Genomic DNA, 23,164 nt, shown 5'->3' with positions numbered 1-23,164 from the left:
GGACCCATGGGTCCTGCCGCCCCTCAGCTTCTATGTCCGTCCGCGACGGCCGTGCCTAGCGTGACGGTCAGCTGCAGCCGCTCGTCGAGCCGCAGCCCTCGCACAGGTAGCAGCTGCCGGCCCGCTGCATCTTCGTGCCGCAGGAGAAGCACAGCGGCGCGTCGGCGTTGATGCCGAGCTGCATCTCGACCAGTTCGGCGTTGGTGTGCGCCTGCTTGGGGGCCACAGCGGCGACCTCCTCGACGATCTTCGCCGCGGGGGTGGCCTGCTTCGGCGCCTCGACCTGGCGCGGCGCGGACTGGGCCAGGCCCTCCACGTCCACGTCCTCCTCCTCGGACGGCTCGTACGAACCGGTCTCCAGGTGGCGGGTGCGCTCCTCGACGGAGTGGATGCCGAGCGCCGAGCGGGTCTCGAAGGGCAGGAAGTCCAGCGCCAGGCGGCGGAAGATGTAGTCGACGATCGACTGCGCCATCCGCACGTCCGGGTCGTCCGTCATGCCGGCCGGCTCAAAGCGCATGTTGGTGAACTTCGAGACGTAGGTCTCCAGCGGCACGCCGTACTGGAGGCCGACCGAGACCGCGATGGAGAAGGCGTCCATCATGCCCGCCAGGGTCGAACCCTGCTTGGACATCTTCAGGAAGACCTCGCCCAGACCGTCGTCCGGGTAGGAGTTGGCGGTCATGTAGCCCTCGGCGCCGCCCACCGTGAAGGAGGTGGTGATGCCGGGACGGCCCTTGGGCAGACGCTTGCGGACCGGGCGGTACTCGACGACCTTCTTCTCCGCCGGAGCCTCGGCCTCGGCCTTGGTCTCCTCCTTCTTCTTGGCGGAGAGCGGCTGGCCGACCTTGCAGTTGTCGCGGTAGATCGCGAGCGCCTTCAGGCCGAGCTTCCAGCCCTCGAAGTAGACCTCCTCGACCTCCTCGACGGTGGCCGTCTCGGGGAGGTTGACCGTCTTGGAGATCGCGCCGGACAGGAACGGCTGCGCGGCGGCCATCATGCGCACGTGGCCCATGGCGGAGATCGCGCGGGCGCCCATGGCGCAGTCGAAGACCTCGTAGTGCTCGCTCTTCAGGCCCGGGGCGTCGATCACATTGCCGTGCTCGGCGATGTGGGCGACGATCGCCTCGACCTGCTCGGGCTGGTAGCCCAGGCGCTTGAGGGCCTTGGGCACCGTGTTGTTGACGATCTGCATCGAGCCGCCGCCGACGAGCTTCTTGAACTTGACCAGGGCCAGGTCCGGCTCGACGCCAGTGGTGTCGCAGTCCATCATCAGGCCGATGGTGCCGGTGGGCGCCAGCACGGAGGCCTGAGCGTTGCGGAAGCCGTTCTTCTCGCCGAGGCGGACGACGTCCTGCCAGGCCTCGGTGGCCGCGGCCCACACCGGGACGTCCAGGTCGTCCATGCGCTTGGCGGCGGAGTTGGCGTCCGCGTGCTGCTTCATGACGCGCTTGTGGGCGTCCGCGTTACGGGCGTAGCCGTCGTACGGGCCCACGACCGCGGCCAGCTCGGCGGAGCGCTTGTAGGAGGTGCCGGTCATCAGGGAGGTGATGGCACCGGCCAGCGCGCGGCCGCCGTCGGAGTCGTAGGCGTGGCCGGTGGCCATCAGCAGGGCGCCGAGGTTGGCGTAGCCGATGCCCAGCTGGCGGAAGGCGCGGGTGGTCTCACCGATCTTCTCGGTGGGGAAGTCCGCGAAGCAGATGGAGATGTCCATCGCGGTGATGACCAGCTCGACGACCTTGGCGAACCGCTCGGCGTCGAAGGACTGGTTGCCCTTGTCGTCGTCGCGCAGGAACTTCATGAGGTTGAGCGAGGCCAGGTTGCACGAGGAGTTGTCCAGGTGCATGTACTCGCTGCACGGGTTGGACGCGGTGATCCGGCCCGTCTCCGGCGAGGTGTGCCAGTGGTTGATGGTGTCGTCGTACTGGATGCCGGGGTCGGCGCAGGCCCAGGCGGCCTCGGCCAGCTTGCGGAAGAGCGACTTGGCGTCGACCTCCTCGATGACCTCACCGTTCATCCGGCCGCGCAGGCCGAACTGGGAGCCGGACTCGACGGCCTTCATGAACTCGTCGTTCACGCGGACGGAGTTGTTGGCGTTCTGGTACTGGACGGAGGTGATGTCCTCGCCGCCCAGGTCCATGTCGAAGCCCGCGTCGCGCAGCGCGCGGACCTTCTCCTCCTCCTTGACCTTGGTCTCGATGAAGGCCTCGACGTCGGGGTGGTCCACGTCCAGGACGACCATCTTGGCCGCGCGGCGGGTGGCGCCGCCCGACTTGATCGTTCCTGCGGACGCGTCGGCGCCGCGCATGAAGGAGACCGGGCCGGAGGCGTTGCCGCCGGAGGAGAGCAGCTCCTTGGAGGAGCGGATGCGGGAGAGGTTCAGGCCGGCGCCGGAGCCGCCCTTGAAGATCATCCCCTCTTCCTTGTACCAGTCGAGGATGGACTCCATGGAGTCGTCGACCGAGAGGATGAAGCAGGCGCTGACCTGCTGCGGCTGCTTGGTGCCGACGTTGAACCACACCGGGGAGTTGAAGCTGAAGACCTGGTGCAGCAGCGCGTAGGCGAGCTCGTGCTCGAAGATCTCCGCGTCGGCCGGGGAGGCGAAGTAGCCGTTGTCCTCGCCGGACTTGCGGTAGGTCTTCACGACACGGTCGATGAGCTGCCGCAGGCTCGACTCGCGCTCGGGCGAGCCCACCGCACCACGGAAGTACTTGCTCGTGACGATGTTGACCGCGTTCACCGACCAGAAGTCGGGGAACTCGACGCCACGCTGCTCGAAGTTGACCGAGCCGTCGCGCCAATTGGTCATGACGACGTCACGGCGCTCCCACGCCACCTCGTCGTACGGATGCACGCCGGGGGTGGTGTGGATGCGCTCGATACGCAGACCCTTGCTGGCCTTGCTGCCCTTGGAGCGGGAGCCTCGTGCCGGGCCGCTCGTCGTCTCTGTCATTCCGCCTCCCTGTACGGGCGAAAACGCCCATATGTGCGCACTTGTTCCCGTGGCACGGTGTGTGTCTGTCTGGTGCCGGAGCCCCTGCGATGCCCCGGTCAGGTCCTGGATGCGCGCCGAACGTCAGTCGGCGGCGGTGGCGGGCACGGGGACCGACCGGTCCGATCCGGTCCCGCAGCCCTGCGCGGACGGCTGCTGCTCGCGCTGCTCCCGCAGCTCGGCGATGGCCGCCTCGAAGTCTTCGAGTGAGTCGAACGCCCGGTACACGGACGCGAAGCGCAGGTACGCGACGAGGTCGAGCTCCTGCAGCGGGCCCAGTATGGCGAGCCCGACGTCATGGGTGGACAGCTCGGCGCTGCCGGTGGCGCGCACCGCCTCCTCGACCCGCTGGCCGAGCTTGGCGAGGGCGTCCTCGGTGACCGGGCGGCCCTGGCACGCCTTGCGCACGCCGGCGATGACCTTGTTGCGGCTGAAGGGCTCGGTGACCCCGCTCCGCTTGATCACCATCAGCGACGCCGTCTCGATGGTCGTGAAACGGCGGGAGCAGTCGGGGCACTGGCGGCGCCGGCGGATCGAGGTGCCGTCGTCGGTGGTGCGGCTGTCGACGACCCTGCTGTCGGGGTGCCTGCAGAAGGGGCAATGCACGGCTTCACCCTCCTCACCCTCGAAAGCGGACGTACGCCACCGACCCCGGCGTACGGCTGATGAACTCCCGACGGCCCGTGCGAGCCCTCCGGAGCAGCCACAAGCATAGGCGATCGCTGGGCCCCGAAAGACCGAGCACCACAACTTGTAGGCGTCGGCACTCATCAAAGCACTAGATGTGGTGTCTGGCGGTCAACCACACCCGCCGCGTGTCGCGGCGCCGAGGCGCCTGCGAGGCCGTCCACGAGGGTACGGGAAGCCACCCGGTCCGCGACCCGGCGGGGCGGAGATGAAAGACTTGCCCCCGTCGCCACGCCCCGCGCGTCGCGGCCGGGCGATGCGATCCGCCTGCCGGAGACTTTTCACCGGGAGCCGCCGGGAGCCGTCACGGGCTGTCGAAAGCTTCGGCGGAAGAGTACCGCAATGCCCCGAATTGCCATTCGGCTATACACCCAGCCCCTTGATCAGGTCAGGGAATCGCCGAATTTTCACTCGAACGTGTGTTTGGCGCAACCTTTCGAAAGCAACTACCGTTGGCTAACTAGGGAGAACATTCCGAGAGGGGCCGACGTGACCACCACCGCAGACAGCGCCACCATCACCGCCCAGAGCCACTCCCAGAGCCGATTCGAGAATCCGCAAAAGGCCCAGAAACCGCACATGGACGACGCCACGATGAATCCCGAGGGCCCCAAGCCCACACGTTCGCTGCCCGGCCGGCCTCCAGGCATCCGGGCCGACAGCTCGGGCCTCACCGACCGCCAGCGCCGGGTCATCGAAGTCATCCGCGATTCGGTCCAGCGGCGCGGCTACCCGCCGTCCATGCGCGAGATCGGCCAGGCCGTGGGGCTGTCCAGCACGTCGTCCGTCGCCCACCAGCTCATGGCTCTGGAGCGCAAGGGCTTCCTGCGGCGCGACCCGCACCGCCCGCGGGCGTACGAGGTCCGCGGGTCGGACCAGCCCAGCAGCACCCCGGCCGACACCACCGGCAAGCCCGCGGCGTCCTACGTCCCGCTGGTGGGCCGGATCGCCGCCGGCGGGCCCATCCTCGCCGAGGAGTCGGTCGAGGACGTCTTCCCGCTGCCGCGCCAACTGGTCGGCGACGGCGAGCTGTTCGTGCTGAAGGTGGTCGGCGACTCCATGGTCGAGGCCGCCATCTGCGACGGCGACTGGGTCACGGTCCGGCGCCAGCCGGTGGCCGAGAACGGCGACATCGTCGCCGCCATGCTGGACGGCGAGGCCACCGTCAAGCGCTTCAAGCGTGAGGACGGCCATGTGTGGCTGCTGCCGCACAACTCCGCCTACCAGCCGATCCCCGGCGACGAGGCGACGATCCTCGGCAAGGTCGTCGCCGTACTGCGGCGGGTCTGACCCACCCCTCTCGACCGGGCCCCGGGACCACTGCGCCGGTTCCGGGGCTTGGTTCTTCTGCGCCTTCGCACCTGAACCGGCGCCGCTGCCGCCGAGGTGGTTGATCACCCTGGGGGCTGCTCAATCGGTGGCTGCCGTATGCGCTGGGGCGATCACCTACTGGTCGCCCTTCTTGGCTGCCGCGTCGATGGCGGCCAGGGAGCGGCGGACCTGGTTGCGGTCGGTGGTGTACCAGAAGTCCGGCATGGACTTGCGCAGGAACGAGCCGTAGCGGGCCCGCTCCACGCGCGGGTCCAGGACGGCGACGACACCGCGGTCGCCCGTGGCGCGTACGAGACGGCCCGCGCCCTGGGCCATCAGCAGGGCGGCATGGGTGGCCGCCACGGCCATGAAGCCATTGCCCCCGGCCTCCTCCACCGCCTTCTGGCGGGCGCTCATCAGCGGGTCGTCGGGGCGCGGGAAGGGCACCCGGTCCATGACCACCAGCTGGCAGTTCGGGCCCGGGACATCCACGCCCTGCCACAGCGAGAGCGTGCCGAACAGGCAGGTCTGCGCATCGGCGGCGAAGGCACGGATCAGCTCGCCGAGGGTCTCCTCCCCCTGGAGGAGGATCGGCATGTCCAGCCGGCCCCGCAGGTTCTCCGCCGCCGCCTGAGCGGCCCGCATGGACGAGAAGAGGCCGAGCGTGCGGCCGCCGGCGGCCTCGATCAGCTCGGCGAGCTCATCGAGCATGTCGGTGCGGCTGCCCTCGCGGCCGGGCTGGGCGAGGTGCTTGGCGACGTAGAGGATGCCCTGCTTGCCGTAGTCGAAGGGCGAGCCGACGTCCAGGCCCTTCCATACGGGGATGTCCTCGCCCTCCGTGCCCTCCGGGGACAGGCCGAGCGAGGCCGCGACGCCGTTGAAGTCGCCGCCGAGCTTGAGGGTGGCGGAGGTCAAGACGACGGAGCGGTCCTCGAACAGCTTCTCCCTCAGCAGTCCCGACACGGACAGCGGCGCCACCCTCAAGGAGGCGCCGAAGCGGTCGTGGCGCTCGTACCAGACCACGTCGTACTCGGAGCCGTTGGCGATGCGCTCGGCGACGGCGTGCACGTTCTCGACCGCGGCGAGGGCCTGCTTGCGGACGGCGTCCTCGTCCTGGACGGACTTGTCGCGGGTGGAGCCCAGGGCCGAGATGACCGTACGGGCCGCGTCGCGCAGCGCCATCAGGCAGTAGCCGAGGTCCTCGGGGATCTCCTCCAGGCGGCCGGGCAGGGCCAGCTCCATCAGCCGCTCGAAGGTCTCGGCCGCGGTCTGGAGCTGGTCGGCGGCCTTCTCGTTGACGAGCTTGGCGGCCCGGCGCACCGCGCGGTTGACCTGGCCGGGGGTGAGCTCGCCGGTGGCCACGCCGGTCACCCGGGAGACCAGCTCGTGCGCCTCGTCGATGATCAGCACGTCGTGCTGGGGAAGGACGGGGGCGCCCTCGATGGCGTCGATCGCCAGCAGGGCGTGGTTGGTGATGACGACGTCCGCGAGCTTGGCGCGCTCACGGGCGGCCTCGGCGAAGCACTCGGCACCGTACGCGCACTTCGAGGCGCCCAGGCACTCGCGGGAGGAGACCGAGACCTGGCCCCAGGCGCGGTCGGAGACGCCCGGGGTGAGGTCGTCGCGGTCGCCCGTCTCGGTCTCGTCCGACCAGTCGCGCAGCCGCAGCAGGTCCTTGCCGAGCTTGCTGGTGGGCGTCGCCTGCTCGAAGACGTCGAAGAGGCCGTCCTCCTCTTCCTGCGGGACTCCCTCGTGGAGGCGGTGCAGGCACAGATAGTTGGAGCGGCCCTTGAGCATCGCGAAATTCGGGCGGCGGCGCAGCTGCGGGTGCAGCGCGTCGACCGTACGCGGCAGATCGCGCTCCACCAGCTGGCGCTGCAGCGCGAGAGTGGCCGTCGCCACCACCACGCGGTCGCCGTGGGCGAGGGCCGGCACCAGATAGCCGAGGGACTTTCCGGTGCCGGTGCCGGCCTGGACGAGCAGGTGGGAGCCGTCGTCCACGGCCTCGGCGACGGCTTCGGCCATGGCGACCTGGCCAGGGCGCTCGGTGCCGCCGACAGCGGTGACGGCGGCGTGGAGCAGATCGGGGAGGGAGGGCTTCGTCATAGCGCTTTCACCCTACGCGGGACCACTGACAATCTTCCCGGTCACGGTCTGTGCAGGGGGTTGGGGACGGTTCCGTGGACGGCGGCGTGCGGGCGCTCGGGGCGGTCGCGGTAGCCGTCCATGTGCAGGCGGTTGCGGTTCAGGCACAGGCGGTCGATGCGCGGGGTGAGCAGGTCGAAGGTCTCGAAGCGGTCCTTGAGGTGGGGGAAGCGCTCGTGGTGGCGGAGGATCTCGGCCTGTACGAGGGACCAGAACTCGACCTCGGGAACGCCCAGTTGCTCCTCACACAGGGGCGCGAGGTAGCGGAAGACTCCGATGAAGAGACCGGAGTGGATGAACTGGGTGAGGAAGGAGGGGGGTTCGGTCAGGAGGATGGCGCGCACGTCGGCGGGCATGTCGTCCAGCTCGGGCAGCGGCCCTGAGGTGGTGTTGACGTCGTCGACGAAGTCCTTGACCGCGAGCCGGGTGGGGACGTCGTGCTCGTCGAAGACGACGATGGTGTTCTCGCCGTGCGGGGAGAAGACCGTGCCGTACTGGTAGAGGAAGTGCAGGAGCGGGGGCAGCAGGGCGGCGAAGAGGTGGCGCAGCCAGGTCTGCGGGTCCAGGCCGGAGCGGCGCACGAGCTCGGCGGTCAGGGAGCGGCCGTGCGGGTCGGTCTGGAGCAGCGCGGCGAGGGTACGGGCGCGCTCGCCGGGGTCCAGGCAGGGGGCCAGCGGCTCGCGCCAGATGCAGCCGAGGAGTTCCTTGTACTGGTACGGGACACCGGGGAGGCGGTCGTACAAGGGGTGTTCGACGGTGACCGAGGCGGTCTCGCCGAGCAGGACCACCCGGGTCTCGTCACGCAGGAACGGGTCGGCGTCGCGCAGTGCGTGCACCCACCGGGTGACGGCGGGGGCGGCCAGGGTGCGTTCGGTGGGCAGTCCGCGCCAGACCAGGGTGTTGAGGATGGACAGCGGGAGCTTGACCGTACGGCCGTGCGGGCGGCTGGCGTTGAGGAAGGTGCGGATGGACTGCTGCGGAATCCGCAGATCGCCGTCGGTGGGCAGCTCGATGATCGTGGCGTCGGCCGTCTGCGGGGCGAAGAGGGGGGCGATGGTCTCGTCCCACTGCCAGGGGTGCACGGGCAGGTAGAGGTAGTCGCCGGGGTCTTGGCCGCGGTCGGCGACGGCGCGGGCGAAGGCCTCGCGCTGCTCGGGGGTGAGCTCCTCGGCGTAGAGGCTTTCGGGGGTGGCCAGTTCGGGGACGCCCCGGTACTGGGCGAGGCTGCGGTGGACGGCGAGCCAGGGCAGGCGTTGCGGGGTGCGGGCCTCGGGGGCCCAGCGGGCGGCGTCGGCGGCGGAGAAGCCGAACCTCCCCTTGTTGGCCACGAGCCAGGGGTGGCCGGTCTGGTGGCCTTCCAGGTCCGCGTAGTCGAGGTCGGCGAGGGCGGCGGCGCTGACTGCCGTGGCGTCCAGGCGGACGTCTGCGGCGAGGGTGGCGGTCAGTTCGCGTATGAGGTGACCGGTCGTGTCGCCGCTCAGGCCGAGGACGGTGTCGTGGGCGTGGGCGAGGAAGTGGAGGGGGTCGCCGGTGGGGGTGATGGAGTCGGCGTCCACCCGCCAGTGTCCGTACGTGCCGCGGCGGGCGCGGAAGCGGTAGGTGACCTCGGGGGTGAGAGGGAGGCGGTATTGGGGGGTGCCGTCGGACGCGAAGCCGTCGGGCTCGGGGGTGATGACTTCCTCGTACGCGAATTCCGCCAGGGTTTTGGCGAGAAGCCGACGTGCGGCGTGCTGCCAGGCGGTGCGATCGGGCTGCCGCGAAGCGGTGGGAGCGGGCTGCGGGGAAGAGGACATGGCTGGACTCCTCGGAGTGGAACCGGTGCGGTGGGAGCGGTGTAGGAGAAGTAGCAGCGAAAGGGGGACGGACGGTGGACAGGACGCTCGGGTCGGGGATGGACGTGGGGCAACCGGGAGAGGATACGACTCACAGAAGATCACGGAAGGCGCGGTCACGGATCATCAGGGCCGCTTGCCTGTCGGGGAGTTCGATTTCGGCGGCGAAGTGGAATCCGCCGCCCAGGAAAGCGGCGATGGAGGGAGTGTTGCGCAGATCGGGCTCGGCGATGACCCGCCCGCAGCAGGGCCGGTGGTCGAGGACGAGATCGGCGGCGGCGCGCAGGAGCGTGGTGCCGATACCCCGGGCGCGGTCGGCGACGGCTCCGATGAGCAGACGCACACCGGTGTCGTGCGGGCGGGCCGGGTAGTAGCGGGCGATGGCGGCGAGATCGGCGCGGTAGATCTCCCAGTAGCTCATGGGGACTCCGGCGAGGACGCCCAGGCAGGGCACGCTGCGCCCGTCTCCGTCGAGCTGGGCCCGCAGATGGGCCGCGGTGGTCTCGGCGGGGCCTGACAGGTTCCAAAGGGCCGCGACGGCCGGGTCGTTCATCCAGCGCGTCAGGAGCGGCAGGTCTCGGTCGAGGCGGACGGGGACGAGCTGGAAGGGGCCGTGCCGGGTGTCGGCCGCGCCCCAGGAGGCCAGGCCGTCCAGCAGGGGGCCTGCGGACGGGTCGCCCGGCAGGGCGGGGCCGGCGGTGTACGCGGTGAACAGCGCGGCGGGTTCGGGGTCCGGCTCGATCCGCAGGTCGAGGGTGTCGTCGGCGCTGGAACCCGTGGTGGTGCCGGGGCCGGGGCTGGAGTCGGTGGGGGGCACGGCGACGCTCTCCTCCCGTGGCCCCTAGCGGGGCGAGGCGGTGAAGTGGGTCATGGATGAAGGGGGTTGGGGATGGTGACGTAGACGGACTGGGTGTCGACGGGGCCGACGAGTTCGTCCAGGCCGTGCAGCCGGGTCAGGAAGTTGGCCTTGCAGCGCAGGGTGGGGGTGGCCAGAAGCTGTCCGGGCAGTACGGAGCGGTGGGCCGCCGGGGCCGTGGCGGCGTCGGCCAGGAAGCGCCGGAAGGCGGCGAGCAGGATCTCCTCGCCCGCCAGGCGCTGAGATCCGAAGGCGCCGATGAGGCCGAGGACGTTGTTGATGGCGAGGTAGTAGGCGAAGCGCTCGTCGGCGACCTCGTCCGGGACGAAGGTGTCGCTGGTGGCGCCGATGCCGGGCAGCCGTGCCTCCAGGTCGGTGCGCCGGGACCGGCGGAAGTAGTAGCCCTGGTTGTCGCGGTAGCGGCCGCCGGCCGGCCAGCCGTCGGGATCCAGCAGGACGAGGGTGTTCTGCTGGTGGGCTTCCAGGGCGATGCCTGCCGTGCCGTCGAGCCAGAGGATGGGGCGTACGACGGCTTCGAGGTAGCGCAGGAACCACTCGGTGGCGACCGCGCCCGCCGGGCGTCCGGTGCGGGCGGTCAGCGTGTCGATGAGGTCGGCCAGCCGGGAGCGCGTGTGGGGGTGGCCCGGCCAGGGGCGGGGTGAGGTGAGTGCGGCGATGCACACGGCGTCGTCGGTGGTGGAGAAGGGGTTGTTGCGGATGACGACGTCCAGGCCGTGGACGGGCTCGCCGTCGGCCGCGGTCACGGCCAGCCAGGCCGGGTCGCGGACGATGCCGAAGCCCATCTCCCGGGGGAAGGCCGACTGCCACTCCTCGGCGAGGCCGGTGCGCAGCAGGCGGTGCACTTCGAGGCCGCGTTCGAGTTCCTTACGGAGGTTCTCGCGGCGGGAGTTGGTGATGCGCAGGCCCAGGGAGAGCTTGAGCATGGCGTCGGTGCCGGGGCGACAGACGGTGCGTACGGAGGAGGTGGGGTACCAGGCCGGGCCGCCCGGGCCCAGGTCGTGCAGCAGTCCGGCGTCCAGGAGCGTGGCGACGTCGGAGCGGGTACGCAGCTCGCGGGCCTGCCAGGGGTGCAGGGGCAGTGGGACGCAGTTGCCGGGGAGCCGGTGGCCGGCGGCGGCCAGCCGGACGATCAGCTGGTCGGCGGGCACCGTCCTGCCGCGCTCGGTCCAGGCCGAGTCGGCGGCTAGTACGGATCGGTCGACGGCCATCCAGTGCAGGGGGAAGGAGCCACGCAGTTCGGGCGAGTAGGTACGGGTCTCGGCGTCCGAGAGCCCTTCGCGGCTCTTGGGTGTGGGGTGCAGGGGGTGGCCCAGGACCAGCGACTGCTCGGCGTCGAGAAACCGTACGCCGTGCTCGTCGGCGGGCCGCGAGCGCCGCTCGGCGATGAACTCGGCCGTACACCGCACGGAGTTGGCCACCCGCCCCACCAACTCGGCGGCCTCTCCCCCCGCCTCGTCCCTGGCGCGCCCCGCCTCCCCCTGGCCGGTCCGCGGTGCGCGGTCGCCGTACGCGGCCTCGCGGCCGAGCAGGGCGGCGAGGGTGACGGCGTCCAGGGGCGCGGCGTCGTGCGGCGCACCTTCGAGGCGGGCAGCACCGAAGCGGTGCCATCCCGTCGGTGACCAGTAGCGGACGGCCACCCGCAGCACCACGCCGCTGGCCCCGAGCGGGATGCGCAATGCGTCTCCCGCCGCCCGCCCCACCCCCGTCTCGCGCACCCAACAACGCAGCAGACTCTCGACACCGGCCGCGTCGGCTGCGACCACAGCATCCGGGTGGTCCAGCGGATCAGAGCCGTCCGACACCCTCAACGAGCTACCCGCGAGACCGAGTTCGGGCCAGTAGCCACCCTCCTCCTGCCGCGGCAGCCAGCCGGACATCGCACCTCCGCCCACCGGCTCGCTGTCTCCGCTCCCTGCCGCTTCGCCGACCTCAATGGCCCGCTCGGCAGGGCCGCCCCCGACGGCAGCCTCTTCAGCCTCAGCCGCCGCGGCCTCAGCCTTGCCCGGCCTGGGAGCCTCGCTCACCGGGCCACCGGGGCCCGAACCTGCGCCCACCGCCCGGTCACCAGCGGTGGCCGTACTCTCCGCCCCGCTGTACGCGGAGCCGTCAGCCGTCGGCTCCAACGCCCCGGGTTCCGTGTCCACCAGCCCGTCGGCCTGGAGGGCCTCGTCCCTCGACCCGCCGGGGCCGGGGCTCGTGGAAACCGGTCCTGCAGCGGGAGGCGGGCCGCTCGCCCGGCCCGCGCGCTCGTCGCCCGCCGCCCCGGCGACCGTCCCGGGCTCCGCGGCGCCTGCCCGCCCCGCGACCGCCCCGGGCTCCTCGCTCGCCGCGCCACCAACCCCGGCCCCCTTGGCTGGAGTTGTACGGGTGGTGGGGTCCGTGTCCTGGCGGGTGCTGGTGTTGCGGGGCTGGCGGGGAACGGTGGGGTCGATCAGGCGGGCCAGCCGTTTGTGGACGGGGAGGCGTTCATCGGGTGGAGGGACGTCGGAGCCCGGGCGCTGCGTCATCGGAGGGTGCCTCGCAAGGTCGGTGTTGTCGCGTGCGGCGCTCCCGGCGGCTCGGTGGACAAGGAGGCGGGGGCGGCGGATGGAGTGGGTGCGGTGAGGGGGACGGGCACCGGCGGCGGGGTGGCCGGTGAGACCGGGTATGCGGCCGGAGCGGCGTCGAAGGTGGCTTCTTCGGCCAAAGCCCCGGCCAGCGCGCTCGGCGCGCCGACGCCCTCAGCCCGCCCCTCGGCAGGCGCGACCGACGCCCCGGCCGGCTCACCCCGAGCCCCGGCGCACTCCCCCGCCGCGTCAGATGTCACCTCGGCCGACGGCACCCCCGTACAGCCCTCGGCGACGGCGGCAGGGGAAGGAATCGCAGCAGAGGCAGAGGCAGAGGCAGAGGGAGAGGGAGAGGGAGAGGAGGGCAGGGATGAGGGCGGGGAAAGGGTCGTGCGGGCCGCTGTGGTGAGGGCGTCGGTGAGGCGGTCGAGGATGGCGTGGGCTTGTTCGTCGGTGATGGTGAGTGGGGGCAGAAGGCGGACGACGGAGGCGTGACGGCCGCCGAGCTCGATGATCAGGCCCCGGTGCAGGCACTGCTGCTGGACGGCGGCGGCCAGGTGCGGGGCGGCGGGGCGGGCGCCGTTGCGGTCGGCGGGGGCGTATGGGTCGACGAGTTCCAGGCCGAGCATCAGACCGCGGCCGCGCACATCGCCGATGAAGTCGTGGGCGGCGGCCAGGCCGCTGAGGCGGGCCAGCATCCGGCCGCCCAGTTCCGCCGCGCGCCGGGCGAGCCCGTGCTCGCGGACGTACCGCAGGGTCGCGGCGCCCGCCGCCATGGCGAGCTGATTGCCGCGGAACGTCCCGGCGTGCGCCCCCGGCTCCCAGGCGTCCAGTTCCTCGCGGTAGACGATGACCGCCAAGGGCAGGCTGCCGCCGATGGCCTTGGAGAGCACCATCACATCCGGCACGATCCCACTGTGCTCGACGGCCCAGAAGGCCCCGGTGCGCCCGACGCCGGTCTGCACCTCGTCCACGATCAGCGGGATGCCGCGCTCGGCGGTGACCTCCCGCATGCGCCGCAGCCAGTCGTCGGGCGCCGGGATGACCCCGCCCTCGCCCTGGACCGGTTCCAGGATCATCCCGGCGGGCCCGGGCACCCCGCTCTTGTGGTCGTCCAGCAGGTTCTCGGTCCAGCGGGCGGCGAGTTCGGCGCCGCGCTGCCCGCCCGTACCGAAGGGGCAGCGGTAGTCGTACGGGTACGGCAGCCGGGTCACGCCCACCTCCCGCGCGCCGCCGGACGCTGCGAGCGCCCCCGCCGTCATGCCGTGGTAGGCGCCGGAGAAGGCCATCAGCCCCTCCCGCGCCGTGGCCGTGCGCACGAGCTTGAAGGCGGCCTCGACCGCGTCCGTGCCGGCCGGGCCGCAGAACTGGATACGGCCGTGTTCGGCGAGCTCCTTGGGGAGCGTGGCGAACAGCTCGGTGGTGAAGGCGTCCTTGACGGGCGTGGCCAGGTCCAGGACGTGCAGCGGCGCCCCGGAGTCGAGGACCGCGCGGATCGCGTCGAGCACCACGGGGTGGTTGTGCCCCAGCGCGAGCGTGCCGGCGCCGGAGAGGCAGTCCAGATAGCGGCGGCCGTCGGCGCCCTCGATGGTCAGTCCGCGGGCGCGTACCGGAACGATGGGCAGCGAGCGCGCGTAGGTGCGGGCGGCGGACTCGCGGAGCGACTGCCGGCGCAGGATGCCCTCGGGGGACGGGGGCGATGCCATGGGCGGAGGCGGGGTCGGGGCCACGGCGGTTCGGTCCTCCTGCTGCTGACGGGCGCTCACGGGGGAGGACGGGCACCGGTGAGGCGTGAACGCCGCGTCGCGTTCCCCCGTACGTACCAACGACGCCGTCCGCGGCGGATCACGGTCTCGCGGAAGATCCTTGGCGGAAAAGGGACCCGGCGGGCGGGAGCGGGCAGGAACCGAGGACCCGGTCATCACCGTCCCCATCAGCACCGGCATAGTAGGGTCCTGCATTCCGCGCCTTTGGGCGTGCATGACAACTGTCGGAACGGCCGAACGGCCGCAGTTGCACACAGCACAGGACGAAACACACCAGGGGGAACTCACCCATGCGAACGATACGTCGGCCGGTCCTGGCCGCGGCCGCGCTCACCGCCGTGGTGGCCATGACCGCGACCGCGTGCGGCCCGGACGAGAACAACGCCGGCGCCCAGCCCAGCCAGTCCGCGGCGCAAGACGGCGCGGGTGGGGGTGAGCTGAAGCTTCCCAAGGACATCGAGGACAAGCTCAAGAAGCACGGCATCGACCTCGACAAGTGGAAGAACGGCGACTGGAAGAACTGGGACAAGGACACCTGGCTGCGCGAGGCCGGGCAGTTCATCAACCCGATCATCAAGGACTTCTGGAACCCCGAGCGGATGGACAAGGCCAAGCCGGTCGAACCGCCGAGCAAGCCCGAGGACATCTCCAAGGACCAGGGCAAGACCGACCCTGAGCCGGTGGCCGTCCCCGCGCAGCGCGTCAAGACGCCCTACACCCAGAGCGCTCCCGGCGTCGGCAAGATCCTCTTCAGCATGCCCGAGGGCCAGGCCGTGTGCTCCGGTGCGGTGGTCAAGGACCCGGCGCACCCCGGCAAGTCCAACCTGGTGTGGACCGCCGCGCACTGCGTGCACGCGGGCAAGAACGGCGGCTGGTACCGCAACATGGTGTTCATCCCGAGCGCCAACAAGGACGGCAAGTCGCGCGTCGAGATGCAGGGCGCCCCGGACTCCGAGCGGCTGCCCGGCGGCCGCTGGTGGGCCGACGACATGGCGACCTCGCAGCAGTGGATCGACAAGGGCGGCGCCGTCCCCGGCGTGCCGATGTCCTCGTACGACTTCGCGCTGATGCACATGCAGTCCGAGCGTCCCAACGGCGGCAAGTCGCTGGAGGAGATGGCCGGCGGCGCGTACGACATCGAGTTCAACGCGCCGGCGATCCCCAAGATCCCCAGCATCACCGCTCAGGGATACCCGGCCGAGCCGCCGTTCGACGGTGCGGTGCAGTACGCGTGCACCGACAAGCCGAGCCGGCTCTCCCGTCAGCCCTCGCACCCGACGATGTACATGATCGGCTGCACCATGACCGGTGGCTCCTCCGGCGGCCCCTGGTTCATGGACAAGGGCGGCAAGAAGGTCATCGTGTCCAACATGTCGATGGGCCCGCGCCCCGCTCGCTGGTCGGCCGGCCCGCACCTGGGCCCCGAGGCGAAGGCCATGTACGAGGCGATGAGCAAGAAGTGGGCCAGCAAGCGCTGATCCGGCGCCGCTGAGGCACCCCACCGCGAAGGCCCGCCCCCGGGAGACCGGGGGCGGGCCTTTTGTGTGCTGCGGGCGAGCCGCGTCAGCTCTGGGCCGCCGGGGTGTACGGCTGGAGTTCGGCCGCCAGTTCCTCGTGGACCCGCGCCTTCAGGAGCGTGCCCTCCGCGGTGTGCTCCTCGGAGATCACCTCGCCCTCGGCGTGCGCACGCGAGATCAGCGCGCCCTGGGTGTAGGGCACCAGCGCCTCGATCTCGACCTCGGGGCGCGGGAGTTCCTCGTCGATGAGCGCGAGCAGCTCCTCGATGCCCTCGCCCGTACGGGCCGAGACGGCGATCGCGTGCTTCTCGTTGCGCAGCAGGCGCTGCAGGACGAGCGGGTCGGCCGCGTCCGCCTTGTTGACGATCACGATCTCGGGTACGTCGGTGGCGCCGACGTCGCGGATCACCTCGCGCACCGCGGCCAGCTGCTCCTCCGGCACCGGGTGCGAGCCGTCGACCACGTGCAGGATCAGGTCGGAGTCGCCGACCTCCTCCATCGTGGAGCGGAACGCCTCGACGAGGTGGTGCGGGAGATGGCGGACAAAGCCGACGGTGTCGGCGAGGGTGTAGAGCCGTCCGCTGGGCGTCTCGGCCCGGCGCACGGTCGGGTCCAGGGTGGCGAACAGGGCGTTCTCCACCAGCACACCCGCGCCGGTGAGGCGGTTGAGCAGCGAGGACTTGCCGGCGTTGGTGTAGCCGGCGATGGCGACCGAGGGGACCTTGTTGCGCTTGCGCTCCTGGCGCTTGATGTCGCGCCCGGTCTTCATCTCCGCGATCTCCCGGCGCATCTTCGCCATCTTCTCGCGGATCCGGCGCCGGTCCGTCTCGATCTTGGTCTCACCGGGACCACGGGTGGCCATGCCACCGCCGCCGCTGCTGGAGCCACCGCCGCCCATCTGACGGGACAGCGACTGACCCCAGCCACGGAGCCTGGGGAGCATGTACTGCATCTGTGCCAGGGAGACCTGCGCCTTGCCCTCACGGGACTTGGCGTGCTGGGCGAAGATGTCCAGGATCAGGGCGGTGCGGTCGACCACCTTGACCTTGACGACGTCCTCGAGGTGGATCAGCTGGCCCGGGGAGAGCTCACCGTCGCACACGACGGTGTCCGCCCCGGTTTCGAGCACGATGTCGCGCAGCTCCTGGGCCTTGCCCGAGCCGATGTAGGTGGCCGGGTCCGGCTTGTCGCGGCGCTGGGTGACGCCGTCGAGCACCATGGCGCCCGCGGTCTCGGCCAGGGCCGCCAGCTCCGCGAGGGAGTTGTCGGCGTCCTGGACGGTGCCGGAGGTCCACACACCGACCAGTACCACGCGCTCCAGGCGCAGCTGTCGGTACTCGACCTCGGTGACGTCCTCCAGCTCGGTCGACAGACCCGCGACGCGGCGCAGTGCCGCGCGCTCCGAGCGGTCGTACTGGTCGCCGTCACGCTCCCCGTCGATCTCGTGGCTCCAGGCGACGTCCTCTTCCATCAGGGCGTCGGCTCGAAGGCCCTCGGAGAGGCGCTGTCGGTCCTGCGGAAGGGAAGAAGAGGAGGTCATTTGATCCTTTGTGTCGTTGGGAGGCCCCTGCTGGGAGCCGGGTGGCTCGCCGGGGCCGTCGCTGGTGACAACGTCCTGACCGCCCGGGAGATTCCCGGCGCGTCGGCGTCGACCCGTTGATGGTCGCACGGTACCCGGGCCGCGTCACACGGGTTTTCCCCAGGTGGCCCGCCCGTACCCGGCGCGCGGACGGGGACGGGGCGGGACCGGTGGGCGTACGGGGTGGCCGGAGGGGCGCGCTACCGCGCCGGGGCGGGCCTCCAGTCCGGGTGCCCGGGCATCGCCGGGGTCCGTGCCCCGTACAGCCATTCCTGGAAGAAGCGCGTCAGGTCCTGCCCCGAGACGCGGGAGGCGAGCGCGGTGAAGTCGGCGGTGGAGGCGACGCCGTCGCGGTGCTCGGCGACCCAGGCGCGCTGGAGCCGCTCGAAGGCGGCCGGCCCGATCGTCTCGCGCAGCGCGTAGAGCACGAGCGCGCCGCCGTCGTAGACGACGGGACGGAACAGGCTGATCTTGTGGCCGGGGGCGGGGGGCCTGGGCGCGGCGGGCGGCCCGCCGTCCGCGCGCCAGTAGTCGGAGGACTCGTACGCACGGCGCATACGCTCCCGCAGGGAGATGCCCGCCTGCTCCTGTGCGTACAGGGCCTCGTACCAGGTGGCATGGGCTTCGTTCAGCCACAGGTCCGACCACCGCCGGGGGCTGACGCTGTCGCCGAACCACTGGTGCGCCAGCTCGTGCACCATGATCCCCTCGGTGTACCAGACGGGGTAGCGGACGGGGTCGAACAGCACCTTCTCGAAGAGCGAGAGGGTCTGGGTCTCCAGCTCGAAGCCGGTCTTGGCGTCCACGACGAGCACGCCGTAGTTCTCGAAGGGGTAGCGGCCGACCTTGCTCTCCATCCAGGCCACGTGGTGCGGCGTCCTGGCGAGGTAGGGCTCCAGGCGCGCGCGGTCCGCGACGGGCACCACATCGCGCAGCGGCAGGCCGTGCGGCCCGGCGCGGCCCACGACGGCCGAGCGCCCGATGGCGACCTGGGCGAGCTCGGTGGCCATGGGGTGGGCGGTGCGGTACGTCCAGGTGGTGGCCGCGCCGCGCTCGCTGCGCGCGACGGGCCGCCCGTTGGCCACGGCCTTGACGTCGCTCGGCGCGGTGACGCGGAAGGTGAAGTACGCCTTGTCGGAGGGGTGGTCGTTGCAGGGGAAGACCCGGTGGGCGGCGTCCGCCTGGTTGGCCATGGCCAGCCCGTCGCTGGTACGGATCCAGCCGCCGTCGCCGCTGCCGCGCGGATCGCTGGTGTGCCGGACGGTGATGCGCATCGGGGAGCCGGCGCGCACGCGGCGGCCGGGGGTGACGACGAGGTCGTGGCCGTGGGAGGCGTGGCGCGCGGGCCTGCCGTCGAAGGTGACGGAGTGGACCGTGCCGTGGGTGAAGTCGAGGTTGACGTGGTCCAGGGAGGCGGTGGCGCGGGCGGTGATGGTGGTGACGGCCTCCAGGGGCCGGTCGTTGCGGCCCTTGTACGTCAGGGCGATGTCGTAGCCGGTGACGTCGTAGCCGGGGTTGCCCAGCTGCGGGAAGAGGTGGTCACCGATGCCCAGAGGGCCCGCGGAAGAGGGCAGTCCGGCCGCGACGAGCGCGGCGACGGCCACTGCTGCCAGGGCGGCGCTGCGCCGGGAGGAGCGGGGCCGGGGGGCGGCACGGTCCGTACGGGAGGAGTCCGGCGTACGAGAGGGGCGCACGGCGTGCGGCCGGGGCGCGAGGCGGAGGGAGAACGGCATGGCCTACCGCTATCAGCGCACCCCGCTTCGGGCGCGGTGGCGCGGCAGCACGGCACCCGAACGGGCGGTCCGTGCGCCACCCGTTGCCTTCACGAGCGCGCCGCGGCGGCCGGCCGGGCCCGTCCCGCGCGCAACACATCGAAGACGCCGGGCACTTGGCGCATCGCCCGCATCAGGGAGGGCAGGCCCGCGGCGTCCGGCAGGTGCAGCGTGTAGGTGTGCCGCACGCGCTGCTCGCGGGGCGGTTCGACGGCCGCGGAGACCACCGCCGCGCCCTGGGCGGCGATGACCTCGGTCAGGTCGGCCAGCAGGTGCGGGCGGCTGAAGGCCTCCGCCAGGAGCGTGACCCGGCACCCCTGCCCCTGGTCGCCGTCCGCCCCGCACTCCTGCGCCTGCGGCCAGCGCGCCCCGACCGGCTCCCGCCCCGCCGCCGCCATCCGGGCCACTACGGGGCACAGCGCGCGGTGGACGGTGACGAAGCCGCCGCGTACGGCGAATCCGGTGACGGCGTCCGGTGGTACGGGGGTGCAGCAGCCCGCCAGGCGTGCGGCGGCGCCGGGCAGGTCGGTGACGGGGAGCACGGCGGCGGGGCCGGTGGGCCGCCGCTCGCCCGACCGGGCCGGGGCGACCTTACCCGCCCGGGCCGGGGCGCGTCCGACCTGCATGCTCCCGGTTCCCGCCGCGGTGCGGGCGCCGGATGCCGGTGCGGGAGCCTCGTCTCCCGGATGGGCCGCCAGCCAGCGGGAGATGGCGAGCCGGGCCGCGGGCGTACGGGCGTGCTCCAGCCACTCCGGGGAGGGCCCGGCGGCGGAGTCCTGCGCCATCAGCAGATGCAGGCTGTCGCCGTCGCGCAGGACGGTGGAGAGCGTGGCCAGGCGGCCGTTGACCCGCGCGCCGATACAGCAGTGGGCCTCCTCGCCGTGCAGCGCGTAGGCGGCGTCCACACAACTCGCCCCGGCGGGCAGCCCGATGGTGCCGGTGGTGCCCCCGGTGGCGCCGGCGCCGCTGTCCGCGCGAAAGACCGTGATCTCGCGGTCCTGGGCGAGGTCGGCGCGCAGCGAGGTCCAGAAGGTGTCCGGGTCGGGGGTGGCGCGCTGCCAGTCCAGCAGGCGCGAGAGCCAGCCGGGGCGGGTGGGGTCGGCGCGCTCGCCGTCGGGGGTGTCCGAGCCCTCGGTGGGGGCGTACGGGTTGCCCAGCGCGATCACTCCGGCCTCGGCGGCGCGGTGCATCTGGTGGGTGCGAATAAGCGTTTCGGCAATCTCCCCGCCCGGGCCCGTGACGGCCGTGTGCAGCGATTGGTAGAGGTTGAACTTGGGCGCCGCGATGAAGTCCTTGAACTCCGAGACGACCGGGGTGAAGCAGGTGTGCAGCTCGCCCAGGACGGCGTAGCAGTCGGCGTCCTCGGCGACCAGCACCAGCAGCCGCCCGAGGTCGGCGCCGGTCACCTCGCCGCGGCTCATGCGGACGCGGTGCACGGAGACGAAGTGGCGCGGCCGGATGAGGACTTCGGCGTCGATGTCGGCCTCGTCCAATACGGCGCGCACCCGCTCGGCGATGGTGGCGAGCGGGTCGGGGCGGGCGGCGTGCTCGGCGACGAGGCGGCGGGTGGCCTCGTACTCCTCGGGGTGCAGGATGGCGAAGACCAGGTCCTCCAGCTCGGTCTTCAGGGCCTGGACGCCCAGGCGCTCGGCGAGCGGGATGAGCACATCGCGGGTCACCTTGGCGATCCGGGCCTGCTTCTCGGGCCGCATCACACCGAGGGTGCGCATGTTGTGCAGCCGGTCGGCGAGCTTGATGGACATCACGCGCACGTCGTTGCCGGTGGCGACGAGCATCTTGCGGAAGGTCTCGGGCTCGGCGGCGGCGCCGTAGTCGACCTTCTCCAGCTTGGTGACGCCGTCGACGAGGTAGCACACCTCCTCGCCGAACCGCTCGCGGACCTGATCGAGCGTCACATCGGTGTCCTCGACGGTGTCGTGGAGCAGGGACGCGGTCAAGGTCGTGGTCTCCGCGCCCAGTTCGGCCAGGATCAGGGTGACGGCGAGCGGGTGGGTGATGAACGGCTCGCCGCTCTTGCGCAGCTGGCCGCGGTGCGAGCTCTCGGCGAGCGCGTAGGCCTCGCTGAGGATGTCCAGCTCGGCGGCGGGGTGGTGCGAGCGGTGGACCTTGGCGACGTGCTCCAGGGCGTCGGGCAGCCGGTCGCGCGCGGCCGGGCCCAGGAGCGCGGCCCGCCCGATACGGCGCAGCCCTCTCAGCTCCAGTCGTGGGCGGCCGCGCTTGCGGCTGGGGGCGTCTCCCAGGTGTAGCTCTGGGTGCGCACCTGGATTGGTGGCCTCTGCGCTCATGGGCACCTCCGGCAGCCTCGACCGGCGGTCGGAACCATCAGGCGGATGTCCGGGCCGGTGCTTGATGCTACCGAGCCCATCACGCACCGCAGTCCGGCTCTCGCCCAGAGTGAACCGGATCACCCATTCGAGCGAAGCCTTGTCCGGTCCGCCTTGCGCTCCTCGTGCGCCGGGGCCTATTGGAGGGCGCGCGAGGAGGCGGTCGGCTCGCTCAGAGGGCCCCGGCCAGGTGCGTGGCCTGCCAGGACGGGTCGAGGGTGCCCTCGGCGACGATCACCGCGGGGCCGGTCATCTCGACCGTGCCGTCGGGCAGCTCGGTGATGGTGAGGCTGCCGCCGAGCACATCGACGGTGTACGTGACGGGGCTGTCCGTGACGGCGGGGTCCAGGCCGTCCCTGCGGGCCGCGGCCACGGCCACGGCGCAGGCGCCCGTGCCGCAGGAGCGGGTCTCGCCCGAGCCGCGCTCGTGGACCCGCATGGCCACATGGTGCGGCCCGCGGTCCACGACGAATTCGATGTTCACGCCGTCCGGGTAGACGGCGGCGGGCGCGAAGGGGGGCTCGGTGCGCAGTTCTCCGGCGTGGGCGAGGTCGTCCACGAAGGCGACGGCGTGCGGGTTGCCCATGTTCACGTTGCGGGCGGGCCAGCTGCGGCCGTCCACGGTGACCGTGACGCCGTCCTCGGGGAGGGTGGCGCGACCCATGGACACGGTGACGTCGCCCTCCTTGGACAGGTGGACGCGGCGCACCCCGGCGCGGGTGGCGATCGCCAGGTCGCCGGGCTCGACGAGGCCGGCGTGCTGCAGGTAGCGGGCGAAGACGCGGACGCCGTTGCCGCACATCTCGGCGATCGAGCCGTCGCCGTTGCGGTAGTCCATGAACCATTCGGCCTCGTCGGCCATCGCGCGCGCCTCGGGGTGGGCGGCGGCGCGGACCACCCGCAGCACACCGTCGCCGCCGATGCCGGCCCGGCGGTCGCACAGCCGGGCGACGGCGGCGGCGGGCAGGTCCAGACGGCCGTCCGGGTCGGGAACGATCACGAAGTCGTTCTCGGTGCCGTGGCCCTTGAGGAAGGCGATGCGCTGCTCGTTGCTCACCCTTGAATCGTACGGGCAGGCGCAGACACTCAGCGCAGGCGGGCCACGCGCCAGATGGCCAGGGCGGCCAGCACCAGCACGACCGCGGTGTAGACCAGCACCACGCGCCAGTCCGGGCGGCGCCCCGAGCCGCGCGGCGGCAGGCCGGGCCAGGTGTGGCCGACGCGGCGGGCGGCCATCATGCCCCAGCCCGCGGCGCAGCAGCTCAGCAGCAGGCCGAGCATGGCGATGTACGCGCCGCCGTCGCCGCCGAACTCGAAGGCGAGCGGGAAGGCGAACATCAGCGAGCCGACGGCGCCCAGCACCACGATGGGGGCCAGCTGCCACAGGCGCAGCCGGCGCGGCGGGCGCAGGTCCCGGAAGGAGGCCGCGGTCTCCGGGGCGTCCGGGCGCTCCGCGTCGGGTCCGTCCGAGCCGTCAAGAGCGTCGGAGACCCCGAGCGCGTCCGGGTCCGGCAGCGCGTCGGGGTCCACGAGGGCGTCGGGGCTGTCGTGGCCGTCCAGGGCGTCCGAAGTCCCCAGGGGATCCGGGGAGTCGAGGGCGTCCTGCTCCTGCGGCTCCTGCGCGGCTGCCGAGGTCTGCGCGGGCAGCACGGCGTCCTGGCCGTCCGCGGTCAGCGGCTGTGCCTCGTCCCGTCGGCCGTCCGGCTGTTGCGGTCTGTTCCGAGGGCCGGCCTCCATCGCCACGCGCCCTCCCAACTTCCCGACTGCACGGTTCGATCGAAGGTCGATGATGGCACGC

Annotated in this window: 13 protein-coding genes and 1 pseudogene; 2 read left to right on the top strand and 12 right to left on the bottom strand. The window is 72.0% G+C overall.

The annotated features are described in order from the left end of the window. Positions 1–67 precede the first annotated feature (67 nt). Together AC4IJH_RS22665 and nrdR are read right to left on the bottom strand one after the other, a co-directional pair. Entirely contained in the window at positions 68–2,950 is a 2,883-nt protein-coding gene (locus tag AC4IJH_RS22665) for a vitamin B12-dependent ribonucleotide reductase (RefSeq protein ID WP_490853644.1), read from the bottom strand. A 123-nt stretch (positions 2,951–3,073) separates the two neighbouring features. Beyond that, entirely contained in the window at positions 3,074–3,595 is a 522-nt protein-coding gene (gene nrdR / locus AC4IJH_RS22660) for a transcriptional regulator NrdR (RefSeq protein WP_490853643.1), read from the bottom strand. A 570-nt stretch (positions 3,596–4,165) separates the two neighbouring features. On the opposite strand from nrdR, the gene lexA reads away from it, so the two are divergent. Beyond that, complete coding sequence (gene lexA / locus AC4IJH_RS22655; RefSeq protein ID WP_490853642.1) at positions 4,166–4,966, top strand: transcriptional repressor LexA; 801 nt, start codon at positions 4,166–4,168, stop codon at positions 4,964–4,966. Positions 4,967–5,122: 156 nt separating this feature from the next. On the opposite strand, the gene AC4IJH_RS22650 is transcribed toward lexA, so the two are convergent. The 5 genes and pseudogenes from AC4IJH_RS22650 to AC4IJH_RS22630 all read right to left on the bottom strand — a co-directional run. Further along, positions 5,123–7,093, bottom strand: coding sequence for an ATP-dependent DNA helicase (locus AC4IJH_RS22650; RefSeq protein WP_490853641.1), 1,971 nt, complete (start codon positions 7,091–7,093; stop codon positions 5,123–5,125). A 41-nt stretch (positions 7,094–7,134) separates the two neighbouring features. Beyond that, positions 7,135–8,925 carry an IucA/IucC family protein gene (locus AC4IJH_RS22645; RefSeq protein ID WP_490853640.1) on the bottom strand — a complete coding sequence of 597 codons (1,791 nt, stop codon included), beginning with the start codon at positions 8,923–8,925 and terminating at the stop codon, positions 7,135–7,137. A gap of 130 nt (positions 8,926–9,055) precedes the next feature. After that, complete coding sequence (locus tag AC4IJH_RS22640; RefSeq protein WP_490853639.1) at positions 9,056–9,781, bottom strand: GNAT family N-acetyltransferase; 726 nt, start codon at positions 9,779–9,781, stop codon at positions 9,056–9,058. Between the two features lie 50 nt (positions 9,782–9,831). Beyond that, a complete protein-coding gene (locus tag AC4IJH_RS22635; protein ID WP_490853649.1) occupies positions 9,832–11,718 on the bottom strand; it encodes an IucA/IucC family protein in 1,887 nt (628 codons plus the stop codon). Between the two features lie 1,040 nt (positions 11,719–12,758). Next, positions 12,759–14,117, bottom strand: a pseudogene (locus AC4IJH_RS22630) (diaminobutyrate--2-oxoglutarate transaminase family protein); the annotation flags it as partial. Between the two features lie 326 nt (positions 14,118–14,443). Between AC4IJH_RS22630 and AC4IJH_RS22625 the strand changes: the two are divergent. Beyond that, positions 14,444–15,631 (top strand): trypsin-like serine peptidase, encoded by a 1,188-nt coding sequence (locus tag AC4IJH_RS22625; RefSeq protein WP_490853638.1) that lies wholly within the window; start codon positions 14,444–14,446, stop codon positions 15,629–15,631. An 85-nt stretch (positions 15,632–15,716) separates the two neighbouring features. Here the strand turns inward: AC4IJH_RS22625 and hflX are convergent, their stop codons facing one another. The 5 genes from hflX to AC4IJH_RS22600 form a co-directional block, all read right to left on the bottom strand. Beyond that, on the bottom strand, positions 15,717–17,210 hold the full coding sequence (gene hflX, locus AC4IJH_RS22620; protein ID WP_490853637.1) for a GTPase HflX: 1,494 nt from the start codon (positions 17,208–17,210) through the stop codon (positions 15,717–15,719). A 239-nt stretch (positions 17,211–17,449) separates the two neighbouring features. After that, complete coding sequence (locus tag AC4IJH_RS22615; RefSeq protein WP_490853636.1) at positions 17,450–18,982, bottom strand: M1 family metallopeptidase; 1,533 nt, start codon at positions 18,980–18,982, stop codon at positions 17,450–17,452. 89 nt (positions 18,983–19,071) lie between these two features. After that, positions 19,072–21,327 (bottom strand): RelA/SpoT family protein, encoded by a 2,256-nt coding sequence (locus AC4IJH_RS22610; protein ID WP_490853635.1) that lies wholly within the window; start codon positions 21,325–21,327, stop codon positions 19,072–19,074. A 211-nt stretch (positions 21,328–21,538) separates the two neighbouring features. After that, a complete protein-coding gene (dapF, locus tag AC4IJH_RS22605) occupies positions 21,539–22,423 on the bottom strand; it encodes a diaminopimelate epimerase (protein WP_490853634.1) in 885 nt (294 codons plus the stop codon). A 29-nt stretch (positions 22,424–22,452) separates the two neighbouring features. Further along, the gene (locus tag AC4IJH_RS22600) at positions 22,453–23,103 is read right to left on the bottom strand and encodes a hypothetical protein (protein ID WP_490853648.1); all 651 of its coding nucleotides are present in this window, start codon (positions 23,101–23,103) and stop codon (positions 22,453–22,455) included. Positions 23,104–23,164 lie beyond the last annotated feature (61 nt).

The organism is Streptomyces sp. UF-297 (assembly GCF_058245575.1).
Note: the sequence above shows the minus strand (reverse complement) of the source record. Positions and strands in the feature narration are given on the sequence as shown.